Origin of the sequence: Nocardioides sp. NPDC127503 (genome assembly GCF_040302165.1) — a bacterium.
Classification (GTDB): Bacteria; Actinomycetota; Actinomycetes; order Propionibacteriales; family Nocardioidaceae; genus Nocardioides.
In genome coordinates this window covers 422756-448547 of record NZ_JBEORH010000003.1, presented here as the reverse complement: position 1 = coordinate 448547, position 25792 = coordinate 422756, and the positions used below count along the sequence as shown (strand labels likewise).

Genomic DNA, 25792 nt, shown 5'->3' with positions numbered 1-25792 from the left:
CACAGATTACCTTGTGGCAGCTGTCGCTAGCGCACGTGCCCGTCCCCGGTGACGACATACTTCGTCGAGGTCATCTCGGGCAGCCCCATCGGGCCGCGGGCGTGCAGCTTCTGGGTCGAGATCCCGATCTCCGCGCCGAAGCCGAACTCGCCGCCGTCGGTGAACCGCGTCGAGGCGTTGACCATGACCGCCGCGGAGTCAACGGCTGCCGTGAACCGCCGGGCCGCGGCCAGGTCCTCGGTCAGGATCGCCTCGGTGTGACCGCTGGACCAGCGCCGGATGTGGGCGATGGCGGCGTCGAGATCGGGTACGACCGCTGCGCTGATCTTCAGCGCCAGGAACTCGGCCGCATAGTCCTCGTCGGTGGCGGGCTCGACTAGGTCGTACGCCTGGAAGGCCTCGTCGCCGTGGATCTGCACCCCACGCTCCTGCAGGGCGGGGACGATCATGGGCAGGAACGACTTGGCGATGTCGGCGTGCACGAGCAGCGACTCGGCGGAGTTGCACACGCTCGTGCGCTGGGTCTTGGAGTTGACCACGATCGAGACCGCCTTCTCGAGGTCGGCGGCCTTGTCGACGTAGACGTGTACGTTGCCCACCCCCGTCTCGATGACCGGCACCGTCGACTCCTCGACGACGCTGCGGATCAGCCCGGCGCCACCGCGCGGGATGAGCACGTCGACCAGGCCGCGGGCCCGCATCAGCGCCTTGACCGAGTCGTGGCCCTCACCGGGTACGACCTGGATCACGTCGGCCGGGAGGCCGACGGAGACGACGGCGTCGCGGAGCACGGCGGCGATCGCCACGTTGCTCGACGCGATGTTGGAGGAGCCGCGCAGGAGCGCCGCGTTGCCGGACTTCAGGCAGATCCCGGCCGCGTCCACGGTCACGTTGGGGCGAGCCTCGTAGATCATCCCGACGACACCGAACGGCACCCGCACCTGGCGCAGCTCGAGGCCGTTGGCGAGGGTGCTGCCGCGTACGACGTCTCCGACGGGGTCGGGGAGGGCAGCGAGCTCGCGGAGCGCGGCGGCGATGCCGTCGAGACGCTCGGGGTTCAGGGTGAGGCGGTCGATGATGTTGGCCGGGCTGCCCGAGGCCTCGGCGCGGGCGATGTCGGCCGCGTTGGCCGCCAGCACCTCGTCGGACCGCTCCAGGAGGGCGTCAGCCATCGCGTGCAGCGCCGCGTCCTTCACGCTGCGTGGCGCGACCGCGAGCTCGTAGCTCGCCTCTCGTGCCTTCGCCGCCACCTCACGGATCACTGCCTCTGCGCTCATGAGGGAAACCCTATGCCGTCCGGCGTACGCAGCCACCACCCTTTCGCCGTGCGGACCGCACGGCCGGGGTCAGTCCTCGCCCAGGCCCAGCAGCACGCCGAGACCGCCGAGCGGGTCGAACGGGCTCTCGGACGGCCGAGGTGTCGCCATCGGCTCGCCACTCCTCGACCCAGACGCGGAGGGCCGGGCCTTGCGCGGCGCCTTCACCGGCGTCGGGTCGGCGGGCGCGCCCGTCGGTCGCGTCGACGGCGACTCGCGCCGGTCCTGCTTCGCCGGCGCGGACGACGAGGCCTCCGCCGCCGGCTCGGACTCGTTCATCGCCGGATAGTCCACCGGGGGCTCGTAGGTCTTCCGCACGAACGCGATCCCCGACGTCGCCCCTGCGAACAGCGCCGACAGCACGAGCGCCGAGATCCAGGGCGTCCAGCCACGCCACCAACCTCCGGCGGGGCCCCGAACCCCGTCGAAATCACTCACTCCCACAACCATCCCCCAGGTTGCGCCGGCACCGTCCGGCGCGCTCCGATCCTAGCGGCGATCGGAGCCTTCCGGGGCGGTGTGGACATCCCCGGATCGAGCGATCTCGAGCAGGAGGTCGTGCGCCCGGGCAGCCACCGGATTGGCGGTACGCCGCGCCCCGAGCTCGACCAGCGCGACCAGGTCCGCGGAGCGGGCCAGATCGAGGGCATCCGTGGCACTGCCGCCGCGCACCGCTACGTAGCCCTCCAGCACCCCCGAGACGTAGGCCGCCTCCCGGTCGAACCGCAGCAGGTTGCCGAGGTCGGCGAACGGTGAGCCGGCGTGGGCGAACTCCCAGTCCAGCACCGCGCGCACGCGCAGTGTCTCCGGGTCCACGATGAGGTTCTTGGGGTTGAGGTCGCTGTGCACGAGGCTCACCCTGGGGACCGTGTCGAGGAGGTCCTGGGCGTCGGCGGCCACGTCCCGCAGGCCGTCCAGATCGGGCGGTGACCAGTCGAGACGGTCGGCGTACGACTCGACCCAGTCGGTCAGGTCCAGCGCGAACGCCTCGACCCGCAGGTCCTTGTCGGCGAAGATCCCGGCGGTCAGGAACGGCATCCCGGCCAGGGTGCCAGCCAGCTCGCCGAGGCAGTGCCCGAGCCTGGCCTGTTGCGCTTCGTCCAGATCCGGGAGCAGCAGGTCGCCGCGTACGCCCTCGACGAACTCGGTCACCAGCAGCGCTGGCGTGCCCGTGGCCGGGTCGGCGCGGCGTACCTCCAAGACGTCCGGGACCGGGACGAGGCCCCGCACCAGACGGTGCAGGGCCCCGTGGATCTCCGCAGCCTGCGGGTGGTGGCGCGGGTCGGCGAAGACCCGCACGACCGATCTCTCCCCACCAGCCTCTGCCAGGAACGTCTCTCCCGACCAGCCGCCGTCGAGCGGCCGGAGGCCCCCACCGAGTTCACCGAAGTTCACCCGGCGAGGTTAGCGCCCCCAGCGTCAGGCGCAGGGACGGGTCTTCGGCTCCAGGTAGATCCGGTGCGTGGCCCGCGGGCTGTCCCACATCTTGTTGAACCGGGCGGTGTAGGCGGTGTAGTAGCTCTTCGAGGTGAACCGGAAGGTGACCTCGTCGTTGCTGAACGACGGCGGCGACCAGTTCTCCGAGCCCGTCCAGACGCTGTAGGTGCCCCGGTCCGCGAAGCGGCCGTTGACGCTCATCCACTTGTAGTGGGAGTAGCAGCGCGAGCCGTAGACGATGTTGTCACCGCTGGTCGACTTCTTCTGGCCCCAGTCCCAGGCGGCGTCGCGCGCCGGGATGCCGACCGCCCTCAGCTTGCGGTAGACCACGTTGCTGGTGACCGAGCCGATCACCCGGACCACGCAGCCGCGCTTCTTCAGCCGGACGACCTCGTCGGCGATGCGCTCGCCACGGCGGCCATACCAGGCGTACATGTGGATCCGCAGGATCGTCTTGCCCTTGGTGCCGTAGCCGCTCGGCGCACTGCAGCCGATCAGCCGCAGCCGGTCGATCACCCGGTCACCGGTGCCGCGGGCGTAGATCTCGTCGCTGGTCGTGCCCGGACGCTGACGCTGGAAGCCGACGGAGGTGCCGCCACCGGACCACGACACGTAGCGCGGCGTGGCCTTCCTGTCGGCCTTGAGCTCGTTGAACATCCGCAGCCAGGTCGACCACAGGCTGTCGTTGGCATAGATCGTCTGAGCGTCGTTCCACTGCGAGCCGGCCGCTCCGCCACCGAGGTTGCCGGAGCTGTTGATGATGATGTTGCGCTTGTCGCCGACCTGGGTGAACGAGTGGATCTTGATGTGCAGGTTGCCCGTGTCGTATCCACGGCAGGCGCCGGCGCAGCCGTAGATGAAGCTCGGGCGGGAGCGCGTGGTGCCGAGACGGCCGGCCAGCTTGCGCTCACCGCTGCTCCACATCTTCCGATTGACCAGGATCTGCACGTGGACACCACGCTTGTGCGCGGCGATGAGGTGGTCGACCGTGTCCGCGCGGTCCAGGTTGTAGGTGACGAACCGGATGTAGGAGCCCGCGCGCGCGTAGCGGATGCTGTTGTTGAGCCGGTGGATGATGAAGTTGCGCTGCGACGCGTCACCGGTCGGGTTGTTGAAGAACGGCCCCGCCGGGGGCGACCAGGTCGCCGCGGTCGCCGGTGTCGAGACCACGGACATCGTCGCCACAACCAGGGCAGCCACGCAGCCCGCCACAGCCGAAGCGATCGATATCTTCCGGGTCGTCCTCGACCTCAGCGCATTCACCCACATGCGGCCGGACTATACCCAGCGACGTATGGGCCGCAACGACAATTCCCAGAACAAGATGCCAAACCGAAAGAAACCCGCCTCCGAGCGGTGCTCGGAGGCGGGTTTTCGGGACGAACGTCACACTTTGACTCAGCCCTTGGCGGCCTCCACGGCCTCGGTGACGGCCGGGAGAACGGTGTGCAGATCGCCCACCACACCGAAGTCGACGAGCTCGAAGATCGGTGCCTCCTCGTCCTTGTTGACCGCGACGATGGTCTTCGAGGTCTGCATACCGGCACGGTGCTGGATCGCACCGGAGATCCCGTTGGCCACGTAGAGCTGCGGGGAGACGGTCTTACCGGTCTGACCGACCTGGAAGGTGTGCGGCATCCAGCCCGAGTCGACCGCGGCACGCGAGGCGCCCACAGCGGCACCGAGCGCGTCGGCGAGGCCCTCGACGGCGGAGAAGTCGCCGCCGGTGCCACGACCACCGGAGACCACGATCGCGGCCTCGGTGAGCTCCGGGCGGCCGGAGGCCTTACGCGGCTGGGAGGCCACGATCTGGGCGGTCTTGGCGGCGTCGGAGATGGTCACCTCGAACGGGGTGACCGCGGCGGCGCCGGCCTTCTCGACCGGAGCGGCCGAGTTGGGCTTGACCGTGATGATCGGGGTGCCCTTGGTGACCTTGCCCTTGACCGTGAAGTTGCCGGCGAAGACGGACTGGGTCGCCACACCGGACTCGTCGAGGTCGACCGCGTCGGTGATCAGACCGGAGTCGATCTTGATCGCCAGACGGGCGGCGACCTCCTTGTTCTCCGCGGAGGAGGGCAGCAGGATCGCGGCCGGGGAGGCGGTGCCGGCCAGCTGCGCGAGCGCCTCGGCCTTCGGGGCCACCAGGTAGCCCTTGATCTGGGCGTCGTCGATGACGTAGACCTTCTCGGCGCCGTAGCCCTTCACGGCCTCCGCCGCACCGGCGGCACCGTCGGCGCCACCGATGTAGACAGCGGAGGGCTCGCCGAGCTTGGCGGCCAGGGTGAGCAGCTCGTAGGTCGGCTTCTTGACCTGACCACCAACGTGGTCGATGAGAACGAGAACTTCAGCCATGATTCAGAATCCTTCCCGGCCTCAGATGAACTTCTTGGACGCGAGGAACTCGGCCAGCGCCTTGGCGCCCGAGCCGTCCTCGTCGGTGACGATCTCACCGGCAGTACGCGGCGGACGGGCCGCCGTCTCCTCGACCGCGGTGTAGGCAGCGCCCAGGCCGACCTGGCCGGCATCGACACCGAGGTCGGCCAGCGACCACGTCTCCAGCGGCTTCTTCTTGGCCGCCATGATGCCCTTGAACGACGGGTAACGGGCCTCGCCCGACTGGTCGGTGACCGAGAGGACCAGCGGCAGCGTGCCGCCGATGACCTCGGTGGCCACGTCACCGTCACGCTTGATCCGGATCTGGTCGCCCTGGGTCTCGACGACCGAGGCCAGGGTCACCTGCGGCAGGCCGAGGCGCTCGGCCAGCATCGCCGGGACGACGCTCATGCCGGCGTCGGTCGAGGCCAGACCGCCGACCACGAGGTCGACCGGACCGAGCTTCTCGATCGCCTTGGCGAGCACCAGCGAGGTGGCGATGGAGTCCGAGCCGGCGATGGCGTCGTCGACGACGTGGACGCCCTTGTCGGCACCCATCTGCAGCGCCTTGCGCACAGCAGCCTCGGCAGCCTGCGGACCAACGGTCAGCGCGGTGACGGTGATCTCCTCACCCTCGCGCTTCTCCTTGATCTGCAACGACTGCTCGACGGCGTACTCATCGAGCTCGGAGAGCAGACCGTCGACGTTCACGCGGTCGACGGTGAAGTCGTCCTCGAACTGCCGGTCCGCGGTCGCGTCCGGCACGTACTTCACAAGCACAACAATGTTCATGATGGTGCGGCCTTGCCGGCCCCTCCTGGAATGGTCGTAGTTCGCCAGCGATGTTACCCGTCAGTCACATACGGATGACAGGTGCCTACGCGTTGAGAATGTCACATGGGCTCAGGGCCGGATCACACCGGCCACGATGCGGCCGACGATCAGCCACGCCAGCGCACCGATGCCCCAGTTGAAGAGCGCGTTCTTGATCTCGGCGTCCTCACCGCTGAACTGCTTGATGCCGTTCTCCCGCGAGAACAGGCCGAGATCGGCGATGTCGGCGAGGTTGAGGATGAACGCCACGAGGGTGTTGTCCTGGTTCGCCTTGAGCGCGATCATCAGCGCTCCGATCGCCAGGGCCAGCGCGGCAAGCAGCGCGATCGCCCAGACCACCCTGGAGGCGTAGGACCGGATGGTGTGGACCATGCCCGGGCCGGTGGACGTCTTGGTGTCGGACACGAGATTCACTTCCCTTCGAAGTTGGCTTTGCCGGGGCCGTTCTCCAGGAACGATGCCATCCCGGTCTGGGAGTCCTGCGTCGCGAACACGCCGGCGAACTGCTGCTGCTCGATTGCCAGCCCGGTGGCGAGGTCCACCCCGAGGCCCTTGTCGATCGCCGTCTTCGCCGCCGCCAGAGCGTACGGTGCCGCCTTCTTGAACTGGCTCGCCCACGCGAGCGCCTCCTCATAGACCGAGGCCGCCGGTACGAGCCGGTCGGCCAAGCCGATTGCAAGCGCCTCGTCTGCCTTGACGAAGCGGCCCGAGAAGATCAGATCCTTTGCCTTCGACGGCCCGACCAGGCGGGCCAACCGCTGGGTGCCACCGGCGCCCGGGATGATGCCGAGCAGGACCTCCGGCTGGCCGAAGGTCGCGTCGTCGGCGGCGATCCGGAAGTCGGCCGCGAGCGCCAGCTCGCAACCGCCGCCCAGCGCGTAGCCCGTCACCGCGGCCACCACCGGCTTGGGGATCTCCGCGACGGCCGTCACCGCGGTCTGCACGCCCGCGACCCGCTTGGCCATCTCCGAGTAGGAGAGGCCGGCCATCTCCTTGACGTCGTTCCCGGCGGCGAACAGTCTCTCGCCTCCGTAGACGACGACCGCGCGTACGTCATCGTCGGCTGCCGCCTCGGTCGCGACCTCGAGCAGCTCGGCCTGCACCTGGAAGCTGATCGCGTTCATCTTCGGCCGGTCGAGCCGGATCGTGCCGATGCCGTCCTCGACGGTGAGGTTGACGAAGTCACCCATCGTGGCGCTCCCCTGTCTGTGAAGGCGGTTACATGTGTCCGGAACACTATCGGGTGCCTTCCACCTCTCGTGTGCCGGTTCGCGGTACAGGCGTTGCGTGTATCGCGTAACCCCGGCCGGTAAAGGGGCGTTTCAATAACATGACCGATATTCGTTCCAGTCGCGCCAGGGTGAGCCTCGGTGCCGCGCTGAGCCTCGCCCTCGGCGCTGTCGTACTGGCGACGCCGGTCTCGGGTGCCGCGCTCTCCACTACTGATGACACTGCCAACACCATGGCTGAGGCGGCCCGCTCCGGCGGGCTGCTCGGTCACGAGGCCGATGCCGGCCTGGACGTACGCGACCGCGTGCTGCCCACCTCGACCCAGGAGTCCGCGGCCCAGGCCCTGGACGCCGTCGACATCCGCTGGAACGCCCACGGAACTCCGACCTCGCTGATCACCTCCGACGGCGTGCTGGCCACGGCCGGCTCCTCGGACCCGGTCGCCGCCGCCCGGGACTTCCTCGACGACAACGCGGCGGTCTTCGGGCTCACCGCGGGCCAAATGGACGACCTCGAGCTCGTCAGCGACCAGAAGCTGGCCGGCGGGGGCGGTCATGCGGTGCTCTTCCGGCAGACCTACGACGGCCTGTCCGCCGCGACCGAGGGGCTGGTCACCGTGGGGGTGGCCGGCGGTGACATCACCTACGTCTCCTCCTCGCTGTCCAAGGTGACCGGCGCTCCGGCGAAGGCCGAGCTCACCCCGACCGAGGCGTGGCTGAAGGCGGCGGCCTCGGCCGGACGCCCGATCTCCGGCGCGAAGGTCGGCGAGATCGTCACCGACCTCGCCGCCAAGCTGACCGACTGGACCAAGCTGACCGTCCCTGGTCTGGCGACCGACCAGCTGGTGCGGCTGCGGGCCCTCCCGGTCCCCGGTGAGGGCGTACGTCCCGTCTTCCAGGCCACCGTCGTCGACTCCGCCGCCGCCACCCTGCTGGGGCAGACGGTGCTGGTCGACGCGGCCACCGGCGAGGTGCTCCTGCGCCGCAACAACGTCAACCACGAGAACGACGTCGAGGGTCCATTCACCGGCACCGCGCTCGGCGCCTGCGGCCCGAAGCACACCTTCGAGATCTCCGACGACAAGACCCGCACCCTGGCCGCGGTCGCGGTCGGGCTGCCGACCGACGACTTCACCGTGAAGCTCTTCGCCCCCGACGGGAAGCTGCTCGTGGAAGGTGACCTGCTCACCAGCCCCGAGACCGCGACCTACGCCGCGGAGAAGATCGACCCCGGGACGTACGCGGTCCAGGTCTGTCCCTTCGACGACTCGCTGCTCGTGGGCAGCTACACGGTGACCGTCGCCTCCTCCGATGCCGGCGCGGAGACAGGTGACCTGCCGGGCAGCAACCCGCGCTGGTCCTACTTCCCCGGCACGCCCGATGCCGCCTCGACCGGCGGTGAAGCGGTCCCGGCCAACGATGTGATCGCCTGCTGGACCAAGGTCGCCGAGTGCACCGGGCCGGAACTGAAGAGCCTGGCCAACGCCGGCCCGTGGGACACGCTGCTCAACACGGCCGTCGGGGTGCCGAGCCTGACCACGATCGGCAACAACGCCAACACCCACGAGGGCTGGCTCTCGCCGCTGGCCGCCGGTGGCCTCGAGCAGGCGCCGATCTCGCCGGTACGCGACTACACCGGCACGTTCACCGACGCCTGGAACAACTCCAAGTGCTCGCCCACGACTCTGGTCCCCGGCGGCAACGACGTGAACTACGTGGTCGGAAACCTGTTCGCCAGCCACAACCGGATGCACGACTGGTCCTACTTCCTCGGCTTCACCGAGGAGAACTACAACCTGCAGACCGACAACCTCGGCCGTGGCGGTCGTGGCCTCGACGCCGAGGTCGGCAATGCGCAGGCCGCCGCGCTCGACTCGCAGATCATCGAGCAGAGCGGGCTGCTGACCGGTCGCAACAACGCCAACCAGCTCACGCTGATGGACGGCGTTCCGGGCGTCACCAACCAGTACCTCTTCCAGCCCGCCGCCGGCGCCTTCTACGCGCCCTGCACCGACGGCTCGCTGGACTTCGGGATCGTGGGCCACGAGTACACCCACGCCATCTCCAACCGGATGGTCGGTGGCCCCGACGACGGCCTGACCTCGGAGCAGGGCGGCGCGATGGGTGAGTCCTGGAGCGACCTGGCCGCGGCCGAGCACATGTTCGCCCACGACCTCTACAACGGCGGCAGCCCCTGGGCCGTCGGCTCCTACGCCACCGGCAACACCGACGTCGCGATCCGCGACTTCGCGATCGACAAGAACCCGCTCAACTTCTCCGACTACGGCTTCGACAGCACCGGACCCGAGGTCCACGCCGACGGCGAGATCTGGAACGGGACGATGTGGTCGGTGCGGCAGGCGCTGGTCGACAAGTACAACGCGACCTATCCCTACGCCGACAAGGCCCTGCAGCGGCGCTGCTCGGTCGGGACGACGACCGCCTCGCCGCTGGCCGCCGACAAGTGCCCCGGCAACCGCCGCTGGATCCAGCTGGTCTTCGACTCGTTCCTGCTCCAGCAGGGTGCGACCTCGATGCTGGACGCCCGCGACGCCTTCCTCGCCGCCGACCAGATGCGCTTCGGCGGCGCCAACCGCCAGGTGATCGCCGATGCGTTCGCCCGCCGTGGCATGGGCCAGTACGCCACCACGACCGCCGACGACCACGAGCCGACCCCGAGCTTCGCCTCGCCGGCCTCGCGCAACGTCAAGGTCACCTTCAGCGCACCGGCGCCCGGGAAGGTCTACGTCGGCCGCTTCGAGGCGCGGGCGACCCCGATCGCTGACACGCTCTCGAGCACCGCGCTCGGGTCGGTGGCGCACTTCGTGCCGGGGACGTACGAGCTTCTGTACGTCTCCGCCACCGGTGGCGCCCAGCGCAAGACGGTCACGGTCTCCCCCACGGAGATCACCAAGACCGTCTCGTTCGCGACCGGGACCAACCTGGCCGCGGCCGCCAACGGGGCCAAGGTGCTCACCTCGACCGAGGGCTCCCGCAACCCGGGCGCCCTGATCGACGGCACCGAGGGCACCAACTGGGGTGGGGTGACCGCGGACAACGTGGACGCCACCACACCCTCGATCGCGGTCGACCTGGCCGGCGGGACGCGCACCGTGAACACGGTCAACGTCAGCGCCTACCTGTCGCCGGCGACCGACACGGACGCCGACTCGGGGTCGCGCTTCACCGCCCTCCGGAAGTTCGCACTGGAGGCATGCGTCTCCGCCTGCGACACGGCCGGCGCGACCTGGAAGCGCTTCTACACCTCGGCCGACGACGCCTTCCCCGGAAAGCGCCCGAGGCCGGTAGCGCCCAACCTCAACCTGCGCACCTTCGACGTCCCCGACACCTCCGCCGCGGCGGTCCGTATGGTGGCATTGGAGAACCAGTGCACGGGCTATGCCGGCTACGCCGGTGAGCAGGACGCAGACCCGCTCACCACGACCGACTGCAAGACCGGCTCCGACCGAGGCACCATCGTCCACGCCGCCGAGCTGCAGGTCTTCGGGCAGTAGCCGGACCGGCTTCTACCCTGGCGTCCTCACGGACGCCAGGGTAGAACGGGACGCAGCGGCGGGCGGGGGTCCTGCCGGTCTGGAGATCGACGATGAAGGCTCTGAGGTACGTCACGATCGGCGCTGCGCCGGAGATCAGCGAGGTTCCGGTGCCAGAGCCGGCACCGGGCCAGGTGCGGGTGAAGATCACCGCGGCCGGCGCCTGTCACTCCGACTCCTTCGTGATGGGCCTGCCGGAGGATGCCTGGCAGTCGTTCGGCTACCCGCTGCCGATGACGCTCGGCCACGAGGGCGTCGGGGTCGTCGACGCGCTCGGCGACGGCGTGCACGGGATCGAGCCCGGTGAGCCGGTGGCGATCTACGGGCCGCAGGGCTGCGGCCGCTGCTACCCCTGCGCGCAGGGCAAGGAGAACTACTGCGAGCGCGCCGCCGAGCTCCACATCAGCCCGCCAGGGCTCGGCACCGACGGGACCATGGCTGAGTACGTCCTCGTGCCGGACGCCCGCCACCTGCTGCCGCTCGGCGACCTCGACCCGGTCGCCAACGTGGCGCTCACCGACGCCGGCCTGACGCCCTACCACGCCATCAAGGGCTCCCTGCCCAAGCTGGTCGCCGGCTCGACCGCCGTCGTGATCGGCGCGGGCGGCCTCGGTCACGTCGCGATCCAGCTGCTGCGGGCACTCTCCCCTGCCACCGTGATCGCGCTCGACCTCAGCGAGGACAAGCTCGCCCTGGCAACCGACGTCGGCGCCCACCACGCCTTCCTGTCCGACAAGACGGCCGCCGACAACATCCGCAAGGTAGTCGGCGCCCGCGGCGTCACCGCCGTCTTCGACTTCGTCGGCGCCCAGCCGACCGTCGATCTGGCCTCGTCCGTGATCGGTGTGGAGAGCGATCTGGTCATCGTCGGCATCGGCACCGCCAGCGCCCAGGTCGGCGCGCTCTCCAAGCCGTACGACGCGGGGATCCGGGCTCCTTACTGGGGCTCGCGCTCGGAGCTGATGGAGGTCTTCGACCTCGCCCGCGCTGGGCTCGTGCACGTGGAGACGGAACAGTTCTCCCTGGACGAGGCACCGGAGGCGTACCGGCGACTTCACGAAGGCACGCTTCGCGGCCGCGCCGTTGTCGTCCCCTAGTCCTCTCGAACAGAGCCCAGAGGCTGAGTCACCGCCGCCCGAACGACGCCAACGCAACCCCCGCAAGCAAAGCAGCGACAAGCACGGTCCCAGCAAGGACCCAGTAGAGCGCGTCATACCCGCCCAGCACGGCAGCTAGCGCAGCGCCCACAGCAGGAGCAAGCGCACCGGCGACCCCGGCAGGAGCGGAGTAGACACCGTTGAGCGCGGCGTACCTCTCCGGCCCCCACACGTCACTGACGACGGTCGCCGCGATGAGCGTGTAGAGCCCGCGAGCGGTGCCGGTGAGCACCGAGGCGACGATCATCACCCAGCCGACGGCAGGCAGCAACGGAAGCAGCGCGACGGAGGCGGCGAACCACAGCACTCCCCCGATCATCCGGGCCCGGACGCCGAACCTCCGAGCGAGCATCGGATAGAACGCCCGCCCCGCGACCTGGCCGGCGCCGCTGAGCCCGAGGGCCCAGGCGGCGGTGGTCGCGCTCAGCCCGTGCTCGACGAGGAACGGCACCAGGTGGACGATCGAGGCGAACACGACCATCGAGACCAGCGTGCCCGCAAGCGTGAGCAGCACGAACCGGCTGCTCCGCAGCACGTCCCGGTCCCGCACAGGTCGACCGTCCTCAGCCGGAGCAGTCGGCTTCCAGGCGAGATCGAGCACGACGATGCTCGGCACGAACGTCAGCACGACGAAGGCGCCGGCCAGGATGACGTACGTCCATCGCCACTCCACCCACCCCGCCAGCGCGTCGGTGAGCGGCGCGAAGATCGTCGAGGCGAACCCGCCGGCCAGGGTGAGGGTGGTGATCGCATCGACCCGCCGCGTACCGAACCAGTGGGTCAGCGCCGCGAAGGCCGGCGGATAGAAGGTGCCGGCGGTCGAGAGCCCGACCAGCAGCCAGCCCAGCGCGAAGATCCAGTAGGAAGGCGCAGCAGCGACCACGAGCAGCGACACCGCTCCCAGCAGGCTGCCCCCGGCCATCACCCACCGCGGCCCGAAGCGCTGGATGATCCGCCCGACGGGGATGCCCGCCACGGCTCCCACCAGCGTGCCGGCAGAGAAGGCGGTGGTGATCGCGGCCGCCGACCACCCGGTGGCGTCGACGATCCGCGGCTGTAGGACGGTGAAGGCGTAGTAGAGGACGCCGTACGCCGCGGTGACGGTCACACAGAGCGTGACCAGCACCGCGAGCAGTGGCCGACCCTCGACCCGCTCCTCCATCGCCAACCTCCAAGCAGCACGTACGTCGTCACCCTCGCACGCGCCACCTCAGCGCCGGCTTCGGCCTCAGCGTTCCAAGTGGACCTGTTCTGCGACGCCGCTGAGCTTGGAGGGGTTGCGTACGTAGTAGAGGCCGGTGACCATGCCGTCCTCGACGTGCAGAGTGACGACGCCGTCGACCTCCTCGCCGAAGTAGATCAGCATCCCGGGGGCGCGGTTGACGCTGGTCAGCTCGAACCTCGGGATGCCGTACTTCGTGGCCAGCCCTGCGAAGAACCGCAGCACCTTCTCGGCGCCGTGGATCGGCTTGCGGGCCGCCTGCACCACACCGCCGCCGTCGGAGAAGAGCACGACGTCGGGGGCGAGCACGTCCAGCAGCGACTGTAGGTCGCCGCCCGTCGCGGCGTCGCGGAACCGCTCCAGCGCGTGCCGCGCCTCGACCGCCGAGACCGACTCGCGCGGACGCCGCTCGGCGACGTGGTCGCGGGCCCGGTGGGCGATCTGCCGCACAGCGGCGGGCGACTTGTCGACCGCTGCCGCGATCTCGTCATAGCCGAGCGCGAAGACCTCACGCAGCACGAAGACCGCCCGCTCGGTCGGCGAGAGCGTCTCCAGCACCAGCAGCACCGCGGTCGAGAGCGAGTCGGCGAGCTCCGCATCCTCGGCGACGTCCGGCGCGGTCAGCAGCGGCTCCGGCAGCCACGGACCGACGTACGTCTCCTTGCGACGCGACAGCGTCCGGATGCGGTTGAGCGCGAGCCTGGTCGTGATCCGCACCAGGTAGGCGCGGTGGTCGCGCACCTCCTCCAGCGGCACCTCGGCCCAGCGCAGCCAGGTCTCCTGGAGCACGTCCTCGGCGTCGGCGGCCGAGCCGAGCATCTCGTAGGCCACCGTGAAGAGCAGGTTGCGGTGGGCGACGAAGACCTTCGTCGCGGCATCGTCGCCGGTCGGCTGGCTCATGCGTGCGACCCTACCGGCGCTGGCGCGAGCGGGATCTCGCAGACATCGGAGTAGCCCTGGCTCTGCAGCCCGGCGGCCGAGTTGAAGCGGGAGCGCATGTTCTCCAGCGCGATCATCTGCGTCAGCTCCACCATCGCCTCGGTGCCCAGCTCGGCCAGCAGGGCCGCGACCATCTCGTCGGTGACGGTCATCGGCGTGGACGACATCGCCTCGGCGTACTCGATGACCTTCCGCTCGGTCTCGTCGAAGACGTCAGCGGTCCGCCACACCTGCACCTTGCTGATCTTCTCGAGGTCGAGGTCCGCGTTGCGGGCGAGGTAGTAGCCGAAGTCCAGGCACCAGCTGCACCCGATCGTGCTCGCCGCGGCCATCTCGGCCAGCGACTTGTACGTCGGGTCGAGCGCCTTCCACTTCCCCACCTTTGTCTCGAACCCCATCACCGCGCGCAGCAGCGGCTTGTGGTGGAAGTAGACGTAGCCGACATCGGGGACCTCGCCGTACATCTTCTTGCTCACCCGCCGCACCACGGCGCCGTAGAGGCCGGTCAGATCTGCCTTCGGGATCCTGAACGTGCTGGGCATCGTTGCCCTCCTGTGTCGTACGGAGCATCTCGTCACCATCCAGACACCGACGACCCCCGGGTTGTGACAGTCCCGGCTCGCTAGGGTGGTCGCGTGAGCGAGCCAGAGACGACGACGGTGGCGGAGGGCGTTGCCCGGATCGAGTGGGCCGCGGGCGAGGCCGTCGATGTCGTACGCCGCGAGGTGGCCGCCGCGCTGCTCACCCATCACCGGGTGGAGGCGCTGGTCGACCCGGACGACCCGACCGAGCAGCGCACCGCTACCTGGTCGGGACTTCACCGTGAGGGCCTGCTCCGCGGCGTGGCGGGCGGCAAGGACCGGATGCTCTACGCCCGGGTCGCGAGCGATGCGCCGGTGGAGGCACCCGAGGGCTTCCGGGCGCTGCTCAACTCGTTCCTCCCGCGCAAGCGCGCGATCGGGCAGATGCTGGTGCGCGACGCCGAGGAGCGCGTCCTGATGTGCCAGCTGACCTACAAGAAGGACTGGGACCTGCCCGGCGGCATCGTGGAGGTTGGCGAGTCCCCGAAGCTCGCCACCACTCGCGAGATCGAGGAGGAGCTCGCCCTCGTCCTCCCCGCCGGCGACCTGCTGCTCACCGACTGGCTGCCACCGTGGGGCGGCTGGGACGACGCCGTCTGCCTGGTCTTCGACGGCGGCGTCCACCCGTCCTCGATCGTCGAGCAGACCACGCTCCAGCCGCGCGAGATCCGCTCAGTGGCGTTCTGCACCCTCGACGAGGTCCGCGAGCGGGCCGCCGACTTCACCGCGCGCCGGGTCGAGGCCGCCCTCGCCGCGCTGCGGGGCGGTCCTGGCTACACCGAGTCGGGGCGCGCGTAGCACCCCCTGAGCAACGAGCGCCCCGATCACCAGGAGGGCGCCGCCGGCGAGCTCGCCGGCGCTCGGCACCTCCCCGAGCAGCAGCCACGCGGAGCCGATCGCGACCGGCGGGACCAGCAGGATCCACGGCACCACCGACGACGCCGGGTGCCTCGCGAGCAGCGAGTTGAAGATCCCGTAGCCGACGAAGGAGGCCAGCACGACCGTGTAGGCGGTGGAGACGAGCGCCTCCCAGCCGAAGGCGGCGACCCCCTCACGGACACCCTCCGGCCCGTCGAGAACCAGCGAGAGCGCCAGCAGCGGGAGCGGTACGACCAGGGCCGACCAGACCGTCAGCGAGAGCCCACCGGGCACCTTGGCCGCCCGGGAGATCACGTTGCCGATCGCCCACGACAGCGCGGCGAGCAGGCACAGCACCAGCGCGACGGCGGGCACGTGACCGCCCCGCCCGAGCGCGACCACGACCAGCCCGAGGGCGCCGGCGACGACGCCAATCACCTGCATGAGGGTCGGTCGCTCGCGCAGCACCCCGGCCGCGATGACGATCGTGAGCACGACCTGCGCCTGGAGCACCAGCCCGGCCAGCCCGGGCGGCATCCCGGCGGCCATGCTCGTGTAGAGCAGCCCGAACTGGCCCAGGCTCATGAAGATCCCGACCGCCGCGATGACCCGCCACGACGCCTTCGGACGCGGGAGCAGGAACACCGCCGGGAACGCGACCAGGACGAACCGCACGGCGAGCAGGAGCAGCGGCGGCACCGCATGCCCGTCGCGCTCCTCGAGGCCCCAGTCGATGACGACGAAGTTGAAGCCCCACAGGACGGCGACGAGGACGGCGAGCAGCGAGTCACGGCGAGTCACACCATCAACGATGACAACAAAGACAATGAAGCACCAGCGAATGATTCTTCATCCAATGACGTAGCATCGCTTCATGATCGACCTCGCCTCGCTCGTCGCCCTCCGCGCCGTCGACACCCATGGTTCGGTGGTCGCGGCGGCCGACGCTCTGGGCTTCACGCCGAGCGCCGTGTCACAGCAGGTCAAGCGGCTCGAGCGGCAGGTCGGCGTACCTCTTCTGGAGCGGATCGGGCGCGGCGTCATGCTCACCCATGCCGGCCGGCACCTGGTCGACGAGGGCTCGCGGCTGCTCGCCGACATGGAGTCGCTGGAGTCCGGGCTGCACGAGCAGGCCACCACCGTGGCTGGGCGGCTGCGGCTGACCGCATTCTCGACCGCGATGCGCGGGATGGTGGCGCCGGTCGCCGGCAAGCTCCGCACCGTCCATCCCGACCTCGCCCTCACCCTCTCCGAGCGCGAGCCGTGGGACACCGTCGACCTGGTCGCCACCGGTCACAGCGAGATCGGCGTCGTGCACTCCTGGGGCGACGTGCCGCTCTCCATCCCCGACCATCTCGTCACCACCGAGCTCCACCGCGACATCGCCGACGTGATCGCCCATCGCGACCATCCGCTGGCCCAGCTCGCCAAGGTGACCCCGCACGACCTCGTTGCCGAGGACTGGATCGCAACTCCGGAGGGCACGATCTGCCGGCAGTGGCTGAACCGGATGTACGCCGGCACCGGCCAGCTGCCGCGGATCGCGCACGTCTCGATGGAGTTCGACAGCCATCTCGCACTGGTGCGAGCCGGCCTCGGGATCGCGCTCATCCCGCGCATGGGGCGGGCGGCGCTGGGTGAGGACCTGGTCGCCGTACGTGTCGTCGACCCGGTCCCCACGCGCGAGATCCTCGCGCTGCACCGGCGCACGATGGCCGCCTCGCCGGCGGTGACCGCCGTGCTGACGGCCCTCGCGGCTCAGAACAGCGCAGAGGCCAGCGACTGACGGCCCTTGAGCACTCGCTCGTCGTCGTTGCCGACCGCGGCGAAGAGCCCCAGCAGGTGCTCGCGCGCCTTGTTGCGCTCATCCCCCGACGTACGCCGCACCAGCTCGACCAGGCGGATGAAGGAGTCCTCCACGTGGCCGCCGAGCAGGTCCAGGTCGGCGACGAGCGTCTGCGCCTCGACGTCGTCGGGCGCGCCCGCGGCGGCGGCACGGGCCGCGTTGAGGTCGACCCCCTGCGTACGCTGCAGCACCTTGGCCATCGCCAGCCCGGCGGCGGCCTCGGAGTCGGCGGGGTTGGAGGCGATCAGCTTCTCGTACTCGGCCACTGCGGCGTCGATGTCACCACGCTCCAGGGCGTCCTGGGCCGGGGCGTAGCGCGGATCCATCGCCGGCTCGTCGCCGTCCTCGGTCGCCACGGCACCGCCGAGGGCGTTGGGCTTGTGCCGCCCGCCGATGCCCTGGGTGGTGAGCTGCTGCCCGAGCTGCTGGAAGACCGTACGCAGCTCCTCGAGGTTGAGCGCGCCAGGGATCGGCTGGGTGACCGGCCGGCCATCGAGCAGGATGTAGAGGAGCGGCACCTGGGGCACCTGCAGCGCCTGCGCGATCTGCGGGTTCTTGTCGATGTCGACCAGGCCGACCAGGAAGCGGCCGTCGTACTCCTCCACGACCGTCGACACGTCGGCCGCGTAGGTGACGCTCTCGGGAGCACGGGAGGCCGAGTAGAAGACCAGGACGACCGGAGCGGTCATCGACGCCTCGAGCACCGACTGGAAGATCTGCTCGTCGATCTCGACGGTGTAGGAGCCGGCGCTGCGCCCCTGAGCGGGAGCCGCATCGGCCGGACCGCCGAAGGCGGCGTCCTGTGCGGGAGTGGTGCTGGCGAGCCCGGAGAGGTCGACGGCTCCGGGACGGGAGAACGGCTGCTGCGTCATGTTCTCAATCCTATGAGGAGGGACCAGCGCAGCGGCCAACCGACGGTGGTTTATCCCACGCTGCCGCGGAGACCCGCACGCTGGACGACGCGCTGAATGGTCAGGTCACGCTCGGTGGGCCGCCCGACGAAGTAGATGTTGTTCAGGCCCTGCTCCTGAGCGGCCGACTCGAAGACGAAGTGCCCGTAGTTGAAGATCTGACCCGTGAACGACTGCTTCACCGTGATGTCGAGAACTCGAGCCAGCGGCATCGTCGCCAGCTCGCTCGAGAGCACGCCGTGGACGCGGAAGATGCGCATGTTGGTGACCACGAACCGGTCCCGGCTGATCACCAGAGCCCGCCAGAATGCGTACCCGACCAGCCCGAACGCGAGCAGCACGATGATCCAGGCGACGTTCATGTCGATCGTCGCCGCCACGATCATCAGCGCCAGCCCGAGGATCGCGTAGGCGACCGGCTTGATGTAGGAGACCCAGTGATGGGTGACCTCGTCGACGACGACCTCACCTTCGTCTCGCAGAAGGTGCTTGGAGATGTCGACACCGAAGAGGTTCACACAGGCCACGATAGTGACTCCGCAGAACCCGTGGCGAGAGAACAGGCCGTACGCCGGGACAACTCGCGCCGAAAGGGCTAGTCATCGAGGAGGGTGTCGGCGGCGGCGTAGGGGTCTCGTACGCCTTTGACCACATCCGCCGCCAGGGCGTCTAGGTCGCCGGCCGACCCGACCGTCGACCATCTCGCCCGCAGGGTCTCGACGGCGATGGCCTCGACCTCGGCACGGGCCCGACGCGTACGCCGCAGCTCCAGCGTCCCGCTGGAGCGCAGCCAGTCGCGGTGCTCGTCGAGCGCGCCGACGACCTCGGCCAGGCCCTTGCCGGACTGCGCGACGGCGGTGAGGACGGACGGGGTCCAGGCCCCCTCGGTGCGGTCGGTCAGGCGCAGCATCCCACGCAGGTCGCGCTGGACCTTGGTCGCGCCGTCGCGGTCGGCCTTGTTGACGACGTAGAGGTCGCCGATCTCCAGGATCCCGGCCTTCGCGGCCTGGATGCCGTCGCCCATGCCGGGCGCGACCAGCACGACGGTGGTGTCGGCGAGCCCGGCGATCTCGACCTCCGACTGGCCGACGCCGACGGTCTCGACCAGCACGACGTCGAACCCGGCAGCGTCCAGCACCCGGATCGCCTGCGGCGCCGACCAGGCCAGCCCGCCGAGGTGACCTCGGGAGGCCATCGAGCGGATGAAGACACCCGGATCGGTGGCGTGGTCGGTCATGCGGATCCGGTCGCCCAGCAGCGCGCCACCGGAGAACGGCGAGGACGGGTCGACGGCCAGCACCGCCACGGTGCGCCCCTCGGAGCGCAGCTCGCGGACCAGCGCGGAGGTGGTGGTCGACTTCCCCACCCCGGGTGCGCCGGTGAGCCCCACGATGTGGGCGTGGCCGCCATGAGGCGCGAGCGCGGCCATCACCTCGCGGAGCCGCTCTCCCCCGCCGACCGGGGCGTTCTCGACGTACGACACCAGCCGCGCGACCGCCCGGGGCTCACCGCCCCGGGCGCGCGCGACCAGGTCGCTCACATCAGCGATGGCTCAGGCCTTGGGGACACGCACGATCAGGGCGTCGCCCTGACCGCCACCGCCACACAGCGCGGCGGCGCCGGTGCCACCGCCACGGCGCTTGAGCTCGTGCGCCAGGTGGAGCACAACCCGGGTCCCGGACATGCCGACCGGGTGACCGAGGGCGATCGCGCCGCCGTTGACGTTGACCTTCTCGGGGTCGAGGCCGAGCTCCTTGATGGACTCGATGCCGACGGCCGCGAACGCCTCGTTGAACTCGACGAGGTCGAGGTCGGCGGCGGTGATGCCCTCCTTCTCGAGGGCCTTGGCCGTGGCGTTGGCCGGCTGCAGCTGCAGCGAGGAGTCAGGACCGGCAACCATGCCGTGGGCGCCGATCTCGGCCAGCCACTCCAGACCCAGCGACTCGGCCTTCTCCTTCGACATGACCACGACGGCGGCAGCGCCGTCGGAGATCTGCGAGGCGGAGCCGGCGGTGATGGTGCCCTCCTTGGAGAACGCCGGGCGGAGCTTGCCGAGCGACTCGGCGGTGGTGTCGCCGCGTACGCCCTCATCGGCGCTGATCACGATCGGGTCGCCCTTGCGCTGCGGGATGGAGACCGGGACGATCTCGTCGTCGAAGAGCCCGTTCTTCTGGGCCGCGGCGGCGCGCTGGTGCGAGGTGGCGGCGAAGGCGTCCTGCTCCTCGCGGGTGAGCTTCACGCCCTCGGCGTTGATCTGCTCGGTCAGCCCGCCCATCGCCTGCTTGGTGGCCTGGTCGTAGAGCGCGTCGTAGGCCATCGAGTCGACCAGCGTGGTGTCGCCGTACTTGAAGCCCTCGCGGGACTTCGGCAGCAGGTGCGGCGCGTTGGTCATCGACTCCATGCCACCCGCGACGATGACCTCGGCCTCGCCGGCGCGAATCAGCTGGTCGGCCGTGGCGATGGCGTTGAGGCCGGAGAGGCAGACCTTGTTGATGGTGATCGAGGGCACGTTCATCGGCAGCCCGCCGGCGATGCCCGCGGCGCGCGCCGGGTTCTGGCCGGCACCGGCCTGGATGACCTGGCCCATGATCAGGTAGTCGACCTGATCCGGCGAGACGCCCGCCTTCTCGAGGGCGCCCTTGATGGCGATGCCGCCCAGATCGGCCGCGGACAGGCCCTTGAACCCGCCGAGCAGGCGGCCGATCGGCGTACGTGCCCCGGCGACGATGACGTTGGACATGGGTCCTCCATGAATGTTGGGTGGTGCTGATCTGCCTTGAGGTTACTAATTAGTAACCTCAGTGGGAAGAGTGTTGAGCACAGCCTGGTGTGGCTGTCATCACACATTGTGCCCGTTGAGCCCGACCTCAAGGAGAGTAGGCCCATGACATCCGTGGAAATCCCATCGCACCTGTTCACCCAGATCGACCACGTCGGTCTCGCCGTCGCCGATCTGGACGCGGCGATCGACTTCTACGAGAAGACCTTCGGCATGAAGCTCGCCCACCGCGAGACCAACGAGGAGCAGGGCGTCGAGGAGGCGATGATCGCGATCGGCGACTCCGACAACAAGCTCCAGCTGCTCGCCCCACTCAACGAGAACAGCACCATCGCCAAGTTCCTCGACCGCAATGGCCCCGGCATGCAGCAGCTCGCCTACCGGGTCACCGACGTGGAGCAGGTCTCCGCGATCCTCAAGGAGCGCGGCGTACGTCTGCTGTACGACGCACCGCGACGCGGCACCGCCGACTCGCGCATCAACTTCATCCACCCCAAGGATGCCGGCGGCGTCCTGGTCGAGCTGGTCGAGCCGGCCGCGAACCCCGCCCACTGAGGCTAGACCCCACCAGGGCACGTGAACGATCCAAGAGTCATGTGTCACATCAGGCTGGCCATTGCGGTTACTCACCAGTAATGTCCAGCGAACTAGAGTCAACCGCGACCCCTACGACGACGCAGGAGCCGACCATGCAACACATCCTCGACGCGATTCTCGCCGGCGATACGCCCGGCGAGGAGTTCGCCAACCTCGAGATCCCCGACCACTACCGCGCCGCAACCGTCCACAAGGACGAGGTCGACATGTTCGAGGGCGTCGCGACCAAGGAGAAGGACCCGCGCAAGTCCATCCACGTCGAGGATGTCGCCCTCCCCGAGCTCGGTCCGGGCGAGGCCTTCGTCGCGGTGATGGCGTCCGCGATCAACTACAACACCGTGTGGACCTCGATCTTCGAGCCGGTCTCCACCTTCGGGTTCCTGGAGCGCTACGGCAAGGAGTCCGAGCTCGGCGCCCGCCACAACCTCGACTACCACGTCGTCGGCTCCGACCTGTCCGGCGTCGTGCTCGCCGTGGGTGCCGGCGTGACCAAGTGGAAGCCCGGCGACCGCGTCGTCGCCCACTGCCTCTCGGTCGAGCTCGAGGCCCCCGACGGCCACAACGACACGATGATGGACCCCTCCCAGCGCATCTGGGGCTTCGAGACCAACTTCGGCGGCCTCGCCGACGTGGCGATGGTCAAGGCCAACCAGCTGATGCCGAAGCCCGAGCACCTGACCTGGGAGGAGGCCGCCTCCCCCGGCCTGGTCAACTGCACCGCCTACCGCCAGCTCGTCTCCGCCAACGGCGGCAACATGAAGCAGGGCGACAACGTCCTGATCTGGGGCGCCTCCGGCGGCCTCGGCGGCTTCGCGACGCAGTACGCCCTCAACGGCGGCGCCAACCCGGTCTGCGTGGTCTCCAACGAGGAGAAGGCCAAGATCGTGCGCAACATGGGCGCCGAGATGGTCATCAACCGCTCCGAGATGGACTTCAAGTTCTGGAACGAGGAGGGCACCAAGCAGAACCCGAAGGAGTGGCTGCGCCTGGGCAAGGCCATCCGCGAGCTCACCGGCGGCGAGGACATCGACATCGTCTTCGAGCACCCGGGCCGCGAGACCTTCGGCGCCTCGGTCTTCGTCACCCGCAAGGGCGGCACCATCACCACCTGCGCGTCGACCTCGGGCTACATGCACGAGTACGACAACCGCTACCTGTGGATGAACCTCAAGAAGATCATCTCCAGCCACTTCGCGAACTACCGCGAGTCGTGGGAGGCCAACCGCCTCATCGCCCAGGGCAAGATCCACCCGACGCTGTCGCGGACGTACACCCTCGAAGAGGTCGGCCAGGCCTCTCTCGACGTCCATCACAACAAGCACCAGGGCAAGGTCGGCGTGCTCTGCCTCGCTCCCGAGGAGGGCCTCGGCGTCCTCGACGAGGAGAAGCGCGCGGCGCACATCGACAAGATCAACCTGTTCCGCGGAATCTGAGACGTCGCGTCCAGGTAAATAGCCCATTTGAGACTGGATTCACGGCCGGTCTCCCCTTGCGCGAGGGGCGACCGGCCGTAGTCTTGCCCTTTGGGAGCAGAGGGCAAGACACAAACCCCCCTAAAGTGTGAGGAATCCGCCACAAATGACGAATGAGGGACTATCCATCTTCAACGAGGCTTCAGAGCCTCGGAAGAAGCCCGACCAGGACTCGACGGAGACGCAGGTTCTCCCGCGAGTTCCTGGCGCTTCCGGATCGCCCAGCTCCGGCCACAACTCGGCTCCACCGGCTCCAGGCTCACTCCCAGCCTTCCCGGTCGTGCGGCGTGGCGGATACGACCCCGGCACGGTGAACGCGCGGGTGCAGCAGCTGCTCCAGGCCAACGGCCAGGGTCAGTCGGCGCTGCGCAACGCCCAGCGCCGCATCGCCGAGCTCGAGCGCAAGGTCACCGACCTCAAGGCTGCTGCCACCCAGGGCACCGAAGCCCCCTCCTACGCCTCCCTGGGTGGTCGCGCTAGCGCGATGCTCCGGCTGGCCGAGGAAGAGGCCGCCGCCGTCAAGGAGTCCGCTGAGAAGGAGGCCGCGGTCATCCGCGAGGCCGCCCAGCGTGAGGCTGCCGCGACCAAGGCGTCTGCCCAGCGTGACATCGAGGCGCTGCGTACGACGCACTACAAGGAGATCGACGATCACCGCGAGAAGGTGACCTCGGAGGTCCAGCAGGCCCGCAAGATGGTGCAGGCCGAGAGCGACGAGCTGCTCGCCGCCGCCAAGCGCGAGGCCGACCAGATCCGGCTCGCCGTGCAGCAGGAGGTCACTCAGCTGCGTACGTCGACCCAGCGCGAGGTCGAGAAGGCACGCGCCGGCGCGGACCGCGAGGTCCAGGAGGCCCGGCGGATGCTCGCCGTCGAGCGTGAGCGTCTCGCCCGCGAGGCAGCCGACCACCACGACCAGGCGATGGCCGAGACCGCTCGCATCGTGACCGAAGGCGAGACCCGCGCCGCAGACGCCGAGGAGCGGGCCCGGATCGCTGCGCAGCACGTCGCCGACCAGCGCGCCGAGCTGGCCAAGGAGTCCGAGGGGATCGTCGCCCGCGCCCGCCGCGACGCCGAGGCGATCCTGTCCAAGGCTCGCGCCGAGGCCGACCACCTCGCCTCCACCGCGACCGTCGAGGCCGAGAAGGGCCACGCGATCATCAAGGCCGAGGTCGACCGTCTCACCAAGCGTCGCGACGCCATCGCCGCTCAGCTCTCCTCGCTCACCGACCTGGTCTCCGGGTTCGGCAAGACCGAGGACCCGGCCGAGCTCGAGGCGCCGAAGCTGATCACCGAGGACGAGGACATCGTCGACGGCGAACTGGTGGTGGACGAGAGCGTCACCCTGGTCGACTCGGACGACGACCTCGCCGACGACTACGACGACTACGACGAGCCCTCTGAGAAGACCGCGATCCGCGAGCCCGAGACTGCGACCGAGAGCCGGTGAGCGCCGCCGCTGCCGACCGTCCTGCGGACGGTCCTGAGACGACGTCTGCCCAGACCGACTCCAGCGACGACGCGACGGTCGACAGCGAGGCCGCGATCGACGTCGAGGAGCCTGAGGAGGAGAGCGAGCGCGACAAGCGGTTCGGCAAGCCCGGACCGCCTTTCGACCGCCGTTCGCCCTACCTGTTCGGGCTTCTCCTCGGCCTCGGTCTGCTGACGGCCTACGCAGCGGGCAACCTCCTCACCACGATGGGGAGCGTGATCCTCCAGGTGGTGGTCTCGCTCTTCATCGCCGCAGGGATCAACCCGATGGTGGTGTTCCTGCAGAGGCGAGGCTTCCCACGGCCGTGGGCGGTCCTGAGCGTCATCCTCGGCGTGCTGGGCGCCCTCGTGCTCTTCTTCGTGGCGCTCGTGCCGGTGATCAGCGACCAGGTCGCCAAGATCTCGGCCAACGTCCCGGACTGGATCGAGGAGCTTCAGCGCAACCAGCGCGTCCAGCAGCTCAACGAGGAATACCAGATCCTCGACAAGGTGCAGGACTACGTCGCCAGCGGCGACTTCGTCAGCAGTGCCTTCGGCGGGGCGCTCGGCGTGGGCCTGGCGGTGATCAACGTGCTCGTCACGGGCTTCATCGTCATCGTCCTGACGCTCTACTTCATCGCTGCCTACGACCAGACGAAGAACGCCATCTACCGACTCGCCCCGGCCTCGCGCCGCGAGCGGGTCAGCAAGCTCGGTGACCGGGTCTTCGACGGCATCGGGGGCTACGTCTCCGGGGCCTTCATCGTCGCCCTGTGCGCCGGTCTGTCCACACTGGTGCTGCTCTTCGTCATCGGGATGGGCGAATACGCCGTCGCCCTGGCCTTCGTCGTCATGATCACCGACGTGATCCCGATGATCGGGGCCACCATCGGCGCGGTCATCGTCTGCGCGATCACCTTCGCGACGACCGATCTGAAGACCGGCCTCATCGCGGTGATCTTCTACATCGCCTACCAGCAGTTCGAGAACTATGTCGTCTATCCGCGGGTCATGTCCCGCTCGGTCGACATCCCCGGCGTCATCACGGTGATCGCGGCCCTCATCGGTGCCTCGCTCCTCGGTGTCGTCGGCGCCCTGCTGGCGATCCCGACCGCCGCGGCCGTGCTCATGCTGGTCCGCGAGGTCTACGTTCGGGCTCAGGACGAACGCTAGTCATCACCCGTGGAGCGCTGTACGTACCTGGTACGTATGGCGCTCCTCGG

General features: G+C 69.3%; 23 protein-coding genes and 1 pseudogene. 8 read left to right on the top strand and 16 right to left on the bottom strand.

Annotated elements, in window-relative coordinates; all coding sequences use genetic code 11:
• Positions 1 to 26: 26 nt before the first annotated feature.
• From ABTW65_RS09220 to ABTW65_RS09185, 8 genes are all read right to left on the bottom strand, one after another.
• Positions 27 to 1277 (bottom strand): glutamate-5-semialdehyde dehydrogenase, encoded by a 1251-nt coding sequence (locus tag ABTW65_RS09220; RefSeq protein WP_350659738.1) that lies wholly within the window; start codon positions 1275 to 1277, stop codon positions 27 to 29.
• A gap of 69 nt (positions 1278 to 1346) precedes the next feature.
• Positions 1347 to 1754 carry a hypothetical protein gene (locus ABTW65_RS09215; protein WP_350659737.1) on the bottom strand — a complete coding sequence of 136 codons (408 nt, stop codon included), beginning with the start codon at positions 1752 to 1754 and terminating at the stop codon, positions 1347 to 1349.
• Between the two features lie 51 nt (positions 1755 to 1805).
• Positions 1806 to 2711: a phosphotransferase family protein gene (locus ABTW65_RS09210; protein ID WP_350659736.1), complete on the bottom strand. Its 906-nt coding sequence runs from the start codon at positions 2709 to 2711 to the stop codon at positions 1806 to 1808.
• A gap of 24 nt (positions 2712 to 2735) precedes the next feature.
• Positions 2736 to 3953 carry a phospholipase D-like domain-containing protein gene (locus ABTW65_RS09205; protein ID WP_350659735.1) on the bottom strand — a complete coding sequence of 406 codons (1218 nt, stop codon included), beginning with the start codon at positions 3951 to 3953 and terminating at the stop codon, positions 2736 to 2738.
• A 198-nt stretch (positions 3954 to 4151) separates the two neighbouring features.
• Positions 4152 to 5105 (bottom strand): electron transfer flavoprotein subunit alpha/FixB family protein, encoded by a 954-nt coding sequence (locus ABTW65_RS09200; protein ID WP_350659734.1) that lies wholly within the window; start codon positions 5103 to 5105, stop codon positions 4152 to 4154.
• Positions 5106 to 5126: 21 nt separating this feature from the next.
• Positions 5127 to 5918 (bottom strand): electron transfer flavoprotein subunit beta/FixA family protein, encoded by a 792-nt coding sequence (locus ABTW65_RS09195; protein ID WP_350659733.1) that lies wholly within the window; start codon positions 5916 to 5918, stop codon positions 5127 to 5129.
• 111 nt (positions 5919 to 6029) lie between these two features.
• Positions 6030 to 6365 (bottom strand): hypothetical protein, encoded by a 336-nt coding sequence (locus tag ABTW65_RS09190; protein ID WP_350659732.1) that lies wholly within the window; start codon positions 6363 to 6365, stop codon positions 6030 to 6032.
• 5 nt (positions 6366 to 6370) lie between these two features.
• Positions 6371 to 7150, bottom strand: a complete 780-nt coding sequence (locus ABTW65_RS09185) for an enoyl-CoA hydratase/isomerase family protein (protein WP_350659731.1) — start codon at positions 7148 to 7150, stop codon at positions 6371 to 6373.
• A 140-nt stretch (positions 7151 to 7290) separates the two neighbouring features.
• Here ABTW65_RS09185 and ABTW65_RS09180 point away from each other — a divergent pair, with 140 nt between their 5' ends.
• On the top strand, positions 7291 to 10704 hold the full coding sequence (locus ABTW65_RS09180) for a M36 family metallopeptidase (RefSeq protein WP_350659730.1): 3414 nt from the start codon (positions 7291 to 7293) through the stop codon (positions 10702 to 10704).
• 92 nt (positions 10705 to 10796) lie between these two features.
• Positions 10797 to 11840: an NAD(P)-dependent alcohol dehydrogenase gene (locus ABTW65_RS09175; protein ID WP_350659729.1), complete on the top strand. Its 1044-nt coding sequence runs from the start codon at positions 10797 to 10799 to the stop codon at positions 11838 to 11840.
• A 28-nt stretch (positions 11841 to 11868) separates the two neighbouring features.
• On the opposite strand, the gene ABTW65_RS09170 is transcribed toward ABTW65_RS09175, so the two are convergent.
• The 3 genes from ABTW65_RS09170 to ABTW65_RS09160 form a co-directional block, all read right to left on the bottom strand.
• Positions 11869 to 13062 (bottom strand): MFS transporter, encoded by a 1194-nt coding sequence (locus tag ABTW65_RS09170; RefSeq protein ID WP_350659728.1) that lies wholly within the window; start codon positions 13060 to 13062, stop codon positions 11869 to 11871.
• A 66-nt stretch (positions 13063 to 13128) separates the two neighbouring features.
• The gene (locus ABTW65_RS09165; protein ID WP_350659727.1) at positions 13129 to 14022 is read right to left on the bottom strand and encodes an RNA polymerase sigma-70 factor; all 894 of its coding nucleotides are present in this window, start codon (positions 14020 to 14022) and stop codon (positions 13129 to 13131) included.
• Positions 14019 to 14603 carry a carboxymuconolactone decarboxylase family protein gene (locus ABTW65_RS09160; RefSeq protein ID WP_350659726.1) on the bottom strand — a complete coding sequence of 195 codons (585 nt, stop codon included), beginning with the start codon at positions 14601 to 14603 and terminating at the stop codon, positions 14019 to 14021. Before ABTW65_RS09160 ends, ABTW65_RS09165 begins: the two co-directional genes overlap by 4 nt.
• 93 nt (positions 14604 to 14696) lie before the next feature.
• On the opposite strand from ABTW65_RS09160, the gene ABTW65_RS09155 reads away from it, so the two are divergent.
• Positions 14697 to 15440: an NUDIX domain-containing protein gene (locus ABTW65_RS09155; protein ID WP_350659725.1), complete on the top strand. Its 744-nt coding sequence runs from the start codon at positions 14697 to 14699 to the stop codon at positions 15438 to 15440.
• Between the two features lie 24 nt (positions 15441 to 15464).
• Here the strand turns inward: ABTW65_RS09155 and ABTW65_RS09150 are convergent.
• A pseudogene (locus tag ABTW65_RS09150) lies at positions 15465 to 16301 on the bottom strand (EamA family transporter); the annotation flags it as partial.
• 73 nt (positions 16302 to 16374) lie between these two features.
• On the opposite strand from ABTW65_RS09150, the gene ABTW65_RS09145 reads away from it, so the two are divergent.
• Entirely contained in the window at positions 16375 to 17286 is a 912-nt protein-coding gene (locus ABTW65_RS09145; protein WP_350659724.1) for a LysR family transcriptional regulator, read from the top strand.
• On the opposite strand, the gene ABTW65_RS09140 is transcribed toward ABTW65_RS09145, so the two are convergent.
• From ABTW65_RS09140 to ABTW65_RS09125, 4 genes are all read right to left on the bottom strand, one after another.
• Entirely contained in the window at positions 17259 to 18218 is a 960-nt protein-coding gene (locus tag ABTW65_RS09140; protein ID WP_350659723.1) for a co-chaperone YbbN, read from the bottom strand. The genes ABTW65_RS09145 and ABTW65_RS09140 overlap by 28 nt on opposite strands.
• Before the next feature lie 50 nt (positions 18219 to 18268).
• Entirely contained in the window at positions 18269 to 18775 is a 507-nt protein-coding gene (locus ABTW65_RS09135) for a PH domain-containing protein (protein WP_350659722.1), read from the bottom strand.
• A 77-nt stretch (positions 18776 to 18852) separates the two neighbouring features.
• Positions 18853 to 19797, bottom strand: a complete 945-nt coding sequence (gene meaB, locus ABTW65_RS09130) for a methylmalonyl Co-A mutase-associated GTPase MeaB (protein WP_350659721.1) — start codon at positions 19795 to 19797, stop codon at positions 18853 to 18855.
• A 12-nt stretch (positions 19798 to 19809) separates the two neighbouring features.
• Positions 19810 to 20997 carry an acetyl-CoA C-acetyltransferase gene (locus tag ABTW65_RS09125; protein ID WP_350659719.1) on the bottom strand — a complete coding sequence of 396 codons (1188 nt, stop codon included), beginning with the start codon at positions 20995 to 20997 and terminating at the stop codon, positions 19810 to 19812.
• Between the two features lie 144 nt (positions 20998 to 21141).
• Between ABTW65_RS09125 and mce the strand changes: the two genes are divergently transcribed.
• The 4 genes from mce to ABTW65_RS09105 all read left to right on the top strand — a co-directional run bounded on the left by mce (position 21142) and on the right by ABTW65_RS09105 (position 25742).
• A complete protein-coding gene (mce, locus tag ABTW65_RS09120) occupies positions 21142 to 21591 on the top strand; it encodes a methylmalonyl-CoA epimerase (RefSeq protein ID WP_350659718.1) in 450 nt (149 codons plus the stop codon).
• Between the two features lie 134 nt (positions 21592 to 21725).
• Entirely contained in the window at positions 21726 to 23066 is a 1341-nt protein-coding gene (gene ccrA / locus ABTW65_RS09115) for a crotonyl-CoA carboxylase/reductase (protein WP_350659717.1), read from the top strand.
• A gap of 319 nt (positions 23067 to 23385) precedes the next feature.
• Positions 23386 to 24549, top strand: a complete 1164-nt coding sequence (locus tag ABTW65_RS09110; protein ID WP_350659716.1) for a coiled-coil domain-containing protein — start codon at positions 23386 to 23388, stop codon at positions 24547 to 24549.
• Positions 24546 to 25742, top strand: coding sequence for an AI-2E family transporter (locus tag ABTW65_RS09105; protein ID WP_350659715.1), 1197 nt, complete (start codon positions 24546 to 24548; stop codon positions 25740 to 25742). Before ABTW65_RS09110 ends, ABTW65_RS09105 begins: the two co-directional genes overlap by 4 nt.
• Positions 25743 to 25792 lie beyond the last annotated feature (50 nt).

Excerpts from the sequence above, each read along its gene's own strand:
- ABTW65_RS09220 (WP_350659738.1), bottom strand. The coding sequence starts at position 1,277 with ATGAGCGCAGAGGCAGTGATCCGTGAGGTGGCGGCGAAGGCACGAGAG.
- ABTW65_RS09200 (WP_350659734.1), bottom strand. The coding sequence starts at position 5,105 with ATGGCTGAAGTTCTCGTTCTCATCGACCACGTTGGTGGTCAGGTCAAG.
- ABTW65_RS09195 (WP_350659733.1), bottom strand. The coding sequence starts at position 5,918 with ATGAACATTGTTGTGCTTGTGAAGTACGTGCCGGACGCGACCGCGGAC.
- ABTW65_RS09185 (WP_350659731.1), bottom strand. The coding sequence starts at position 7,150 with ATGGGTGACTTCGTCAACCTCACCGTCGAGGACGGCATCGGCACGATC.
- ABTW65_RS09180 (WP_350659730.1), top strand. The coding sequence starts at position 7,291 with ATGACCGATATTCGTTCCAGTCGCGCCAGGGTGAGCCTCGGTGCCGCG.
- ABTW65_RS09175 (WP_350659729.1), top strand. The coding sequence starts at position 10,797 with ATGAAGGCTCTGAGGTACGTCACGATCGGCGCTGCGCCGGAGATCAGC.
- ABTW65_RS09170 (WP_350659728.1), bottom strand. The coding sequence starts at position 13,062 with ATGGAGGAGCGGGTCGAGGGTCGGCCACTGCTCGCGGTGCTGGTCACG.
- ABTW65_RS09165 (WP_350659727.1), bottom strand. The coding sequence starts at position 14,022 with ATGAGCCAGCCGACCGGCGACGATGCCGCGACGAAGGTCTTCGTCGCC.
- ABTW65_RS09160 (WP_350659726.1), bottom strand. The coding sequence starts at position 14,603 with ATGCCCAGCACGTTCAGGATCCCGAAGGCAGATCTGACCGGCCTCTAC.
- ABTW65_RS09145 (WP_350659724.1), top strand. The coding sequence starts at position 16,375 with ATGATCGACCTCGCCTCGCTCGTCGCCCTCCGCGCCGTCGACACCCAT.
- ABTW65_RS09140 (WP_350659723.1), bottom strand. The coding sequence starts at position 18,218 with ATGACGCAGCAGCCGTTCTCCCGTCCCGGAGCCGTCGACCTCTCCGGG.
- ABTW65_RS09125 (WP_350659719.1), bottom strand. The coding sequence starts at position 20,997 with ATGTCCAACGTCATCGTCGCCGGGGCACGTACGCCGATCGGCCGCCTG.
- mce (WP_350659718.1), top strand. The coding sequence starts at position 21,142 with ATGACATCCGTGGAAATCCCATCGCACCTGTTCACCCAGATCGACCAC.
- ccrA (WP_350659717.1), top strand. The coding sequence starts at position 21,726 with ATGCAACACATCCTCGACGCGATTCTCGCCGGCGATACGCCCGGCGAG.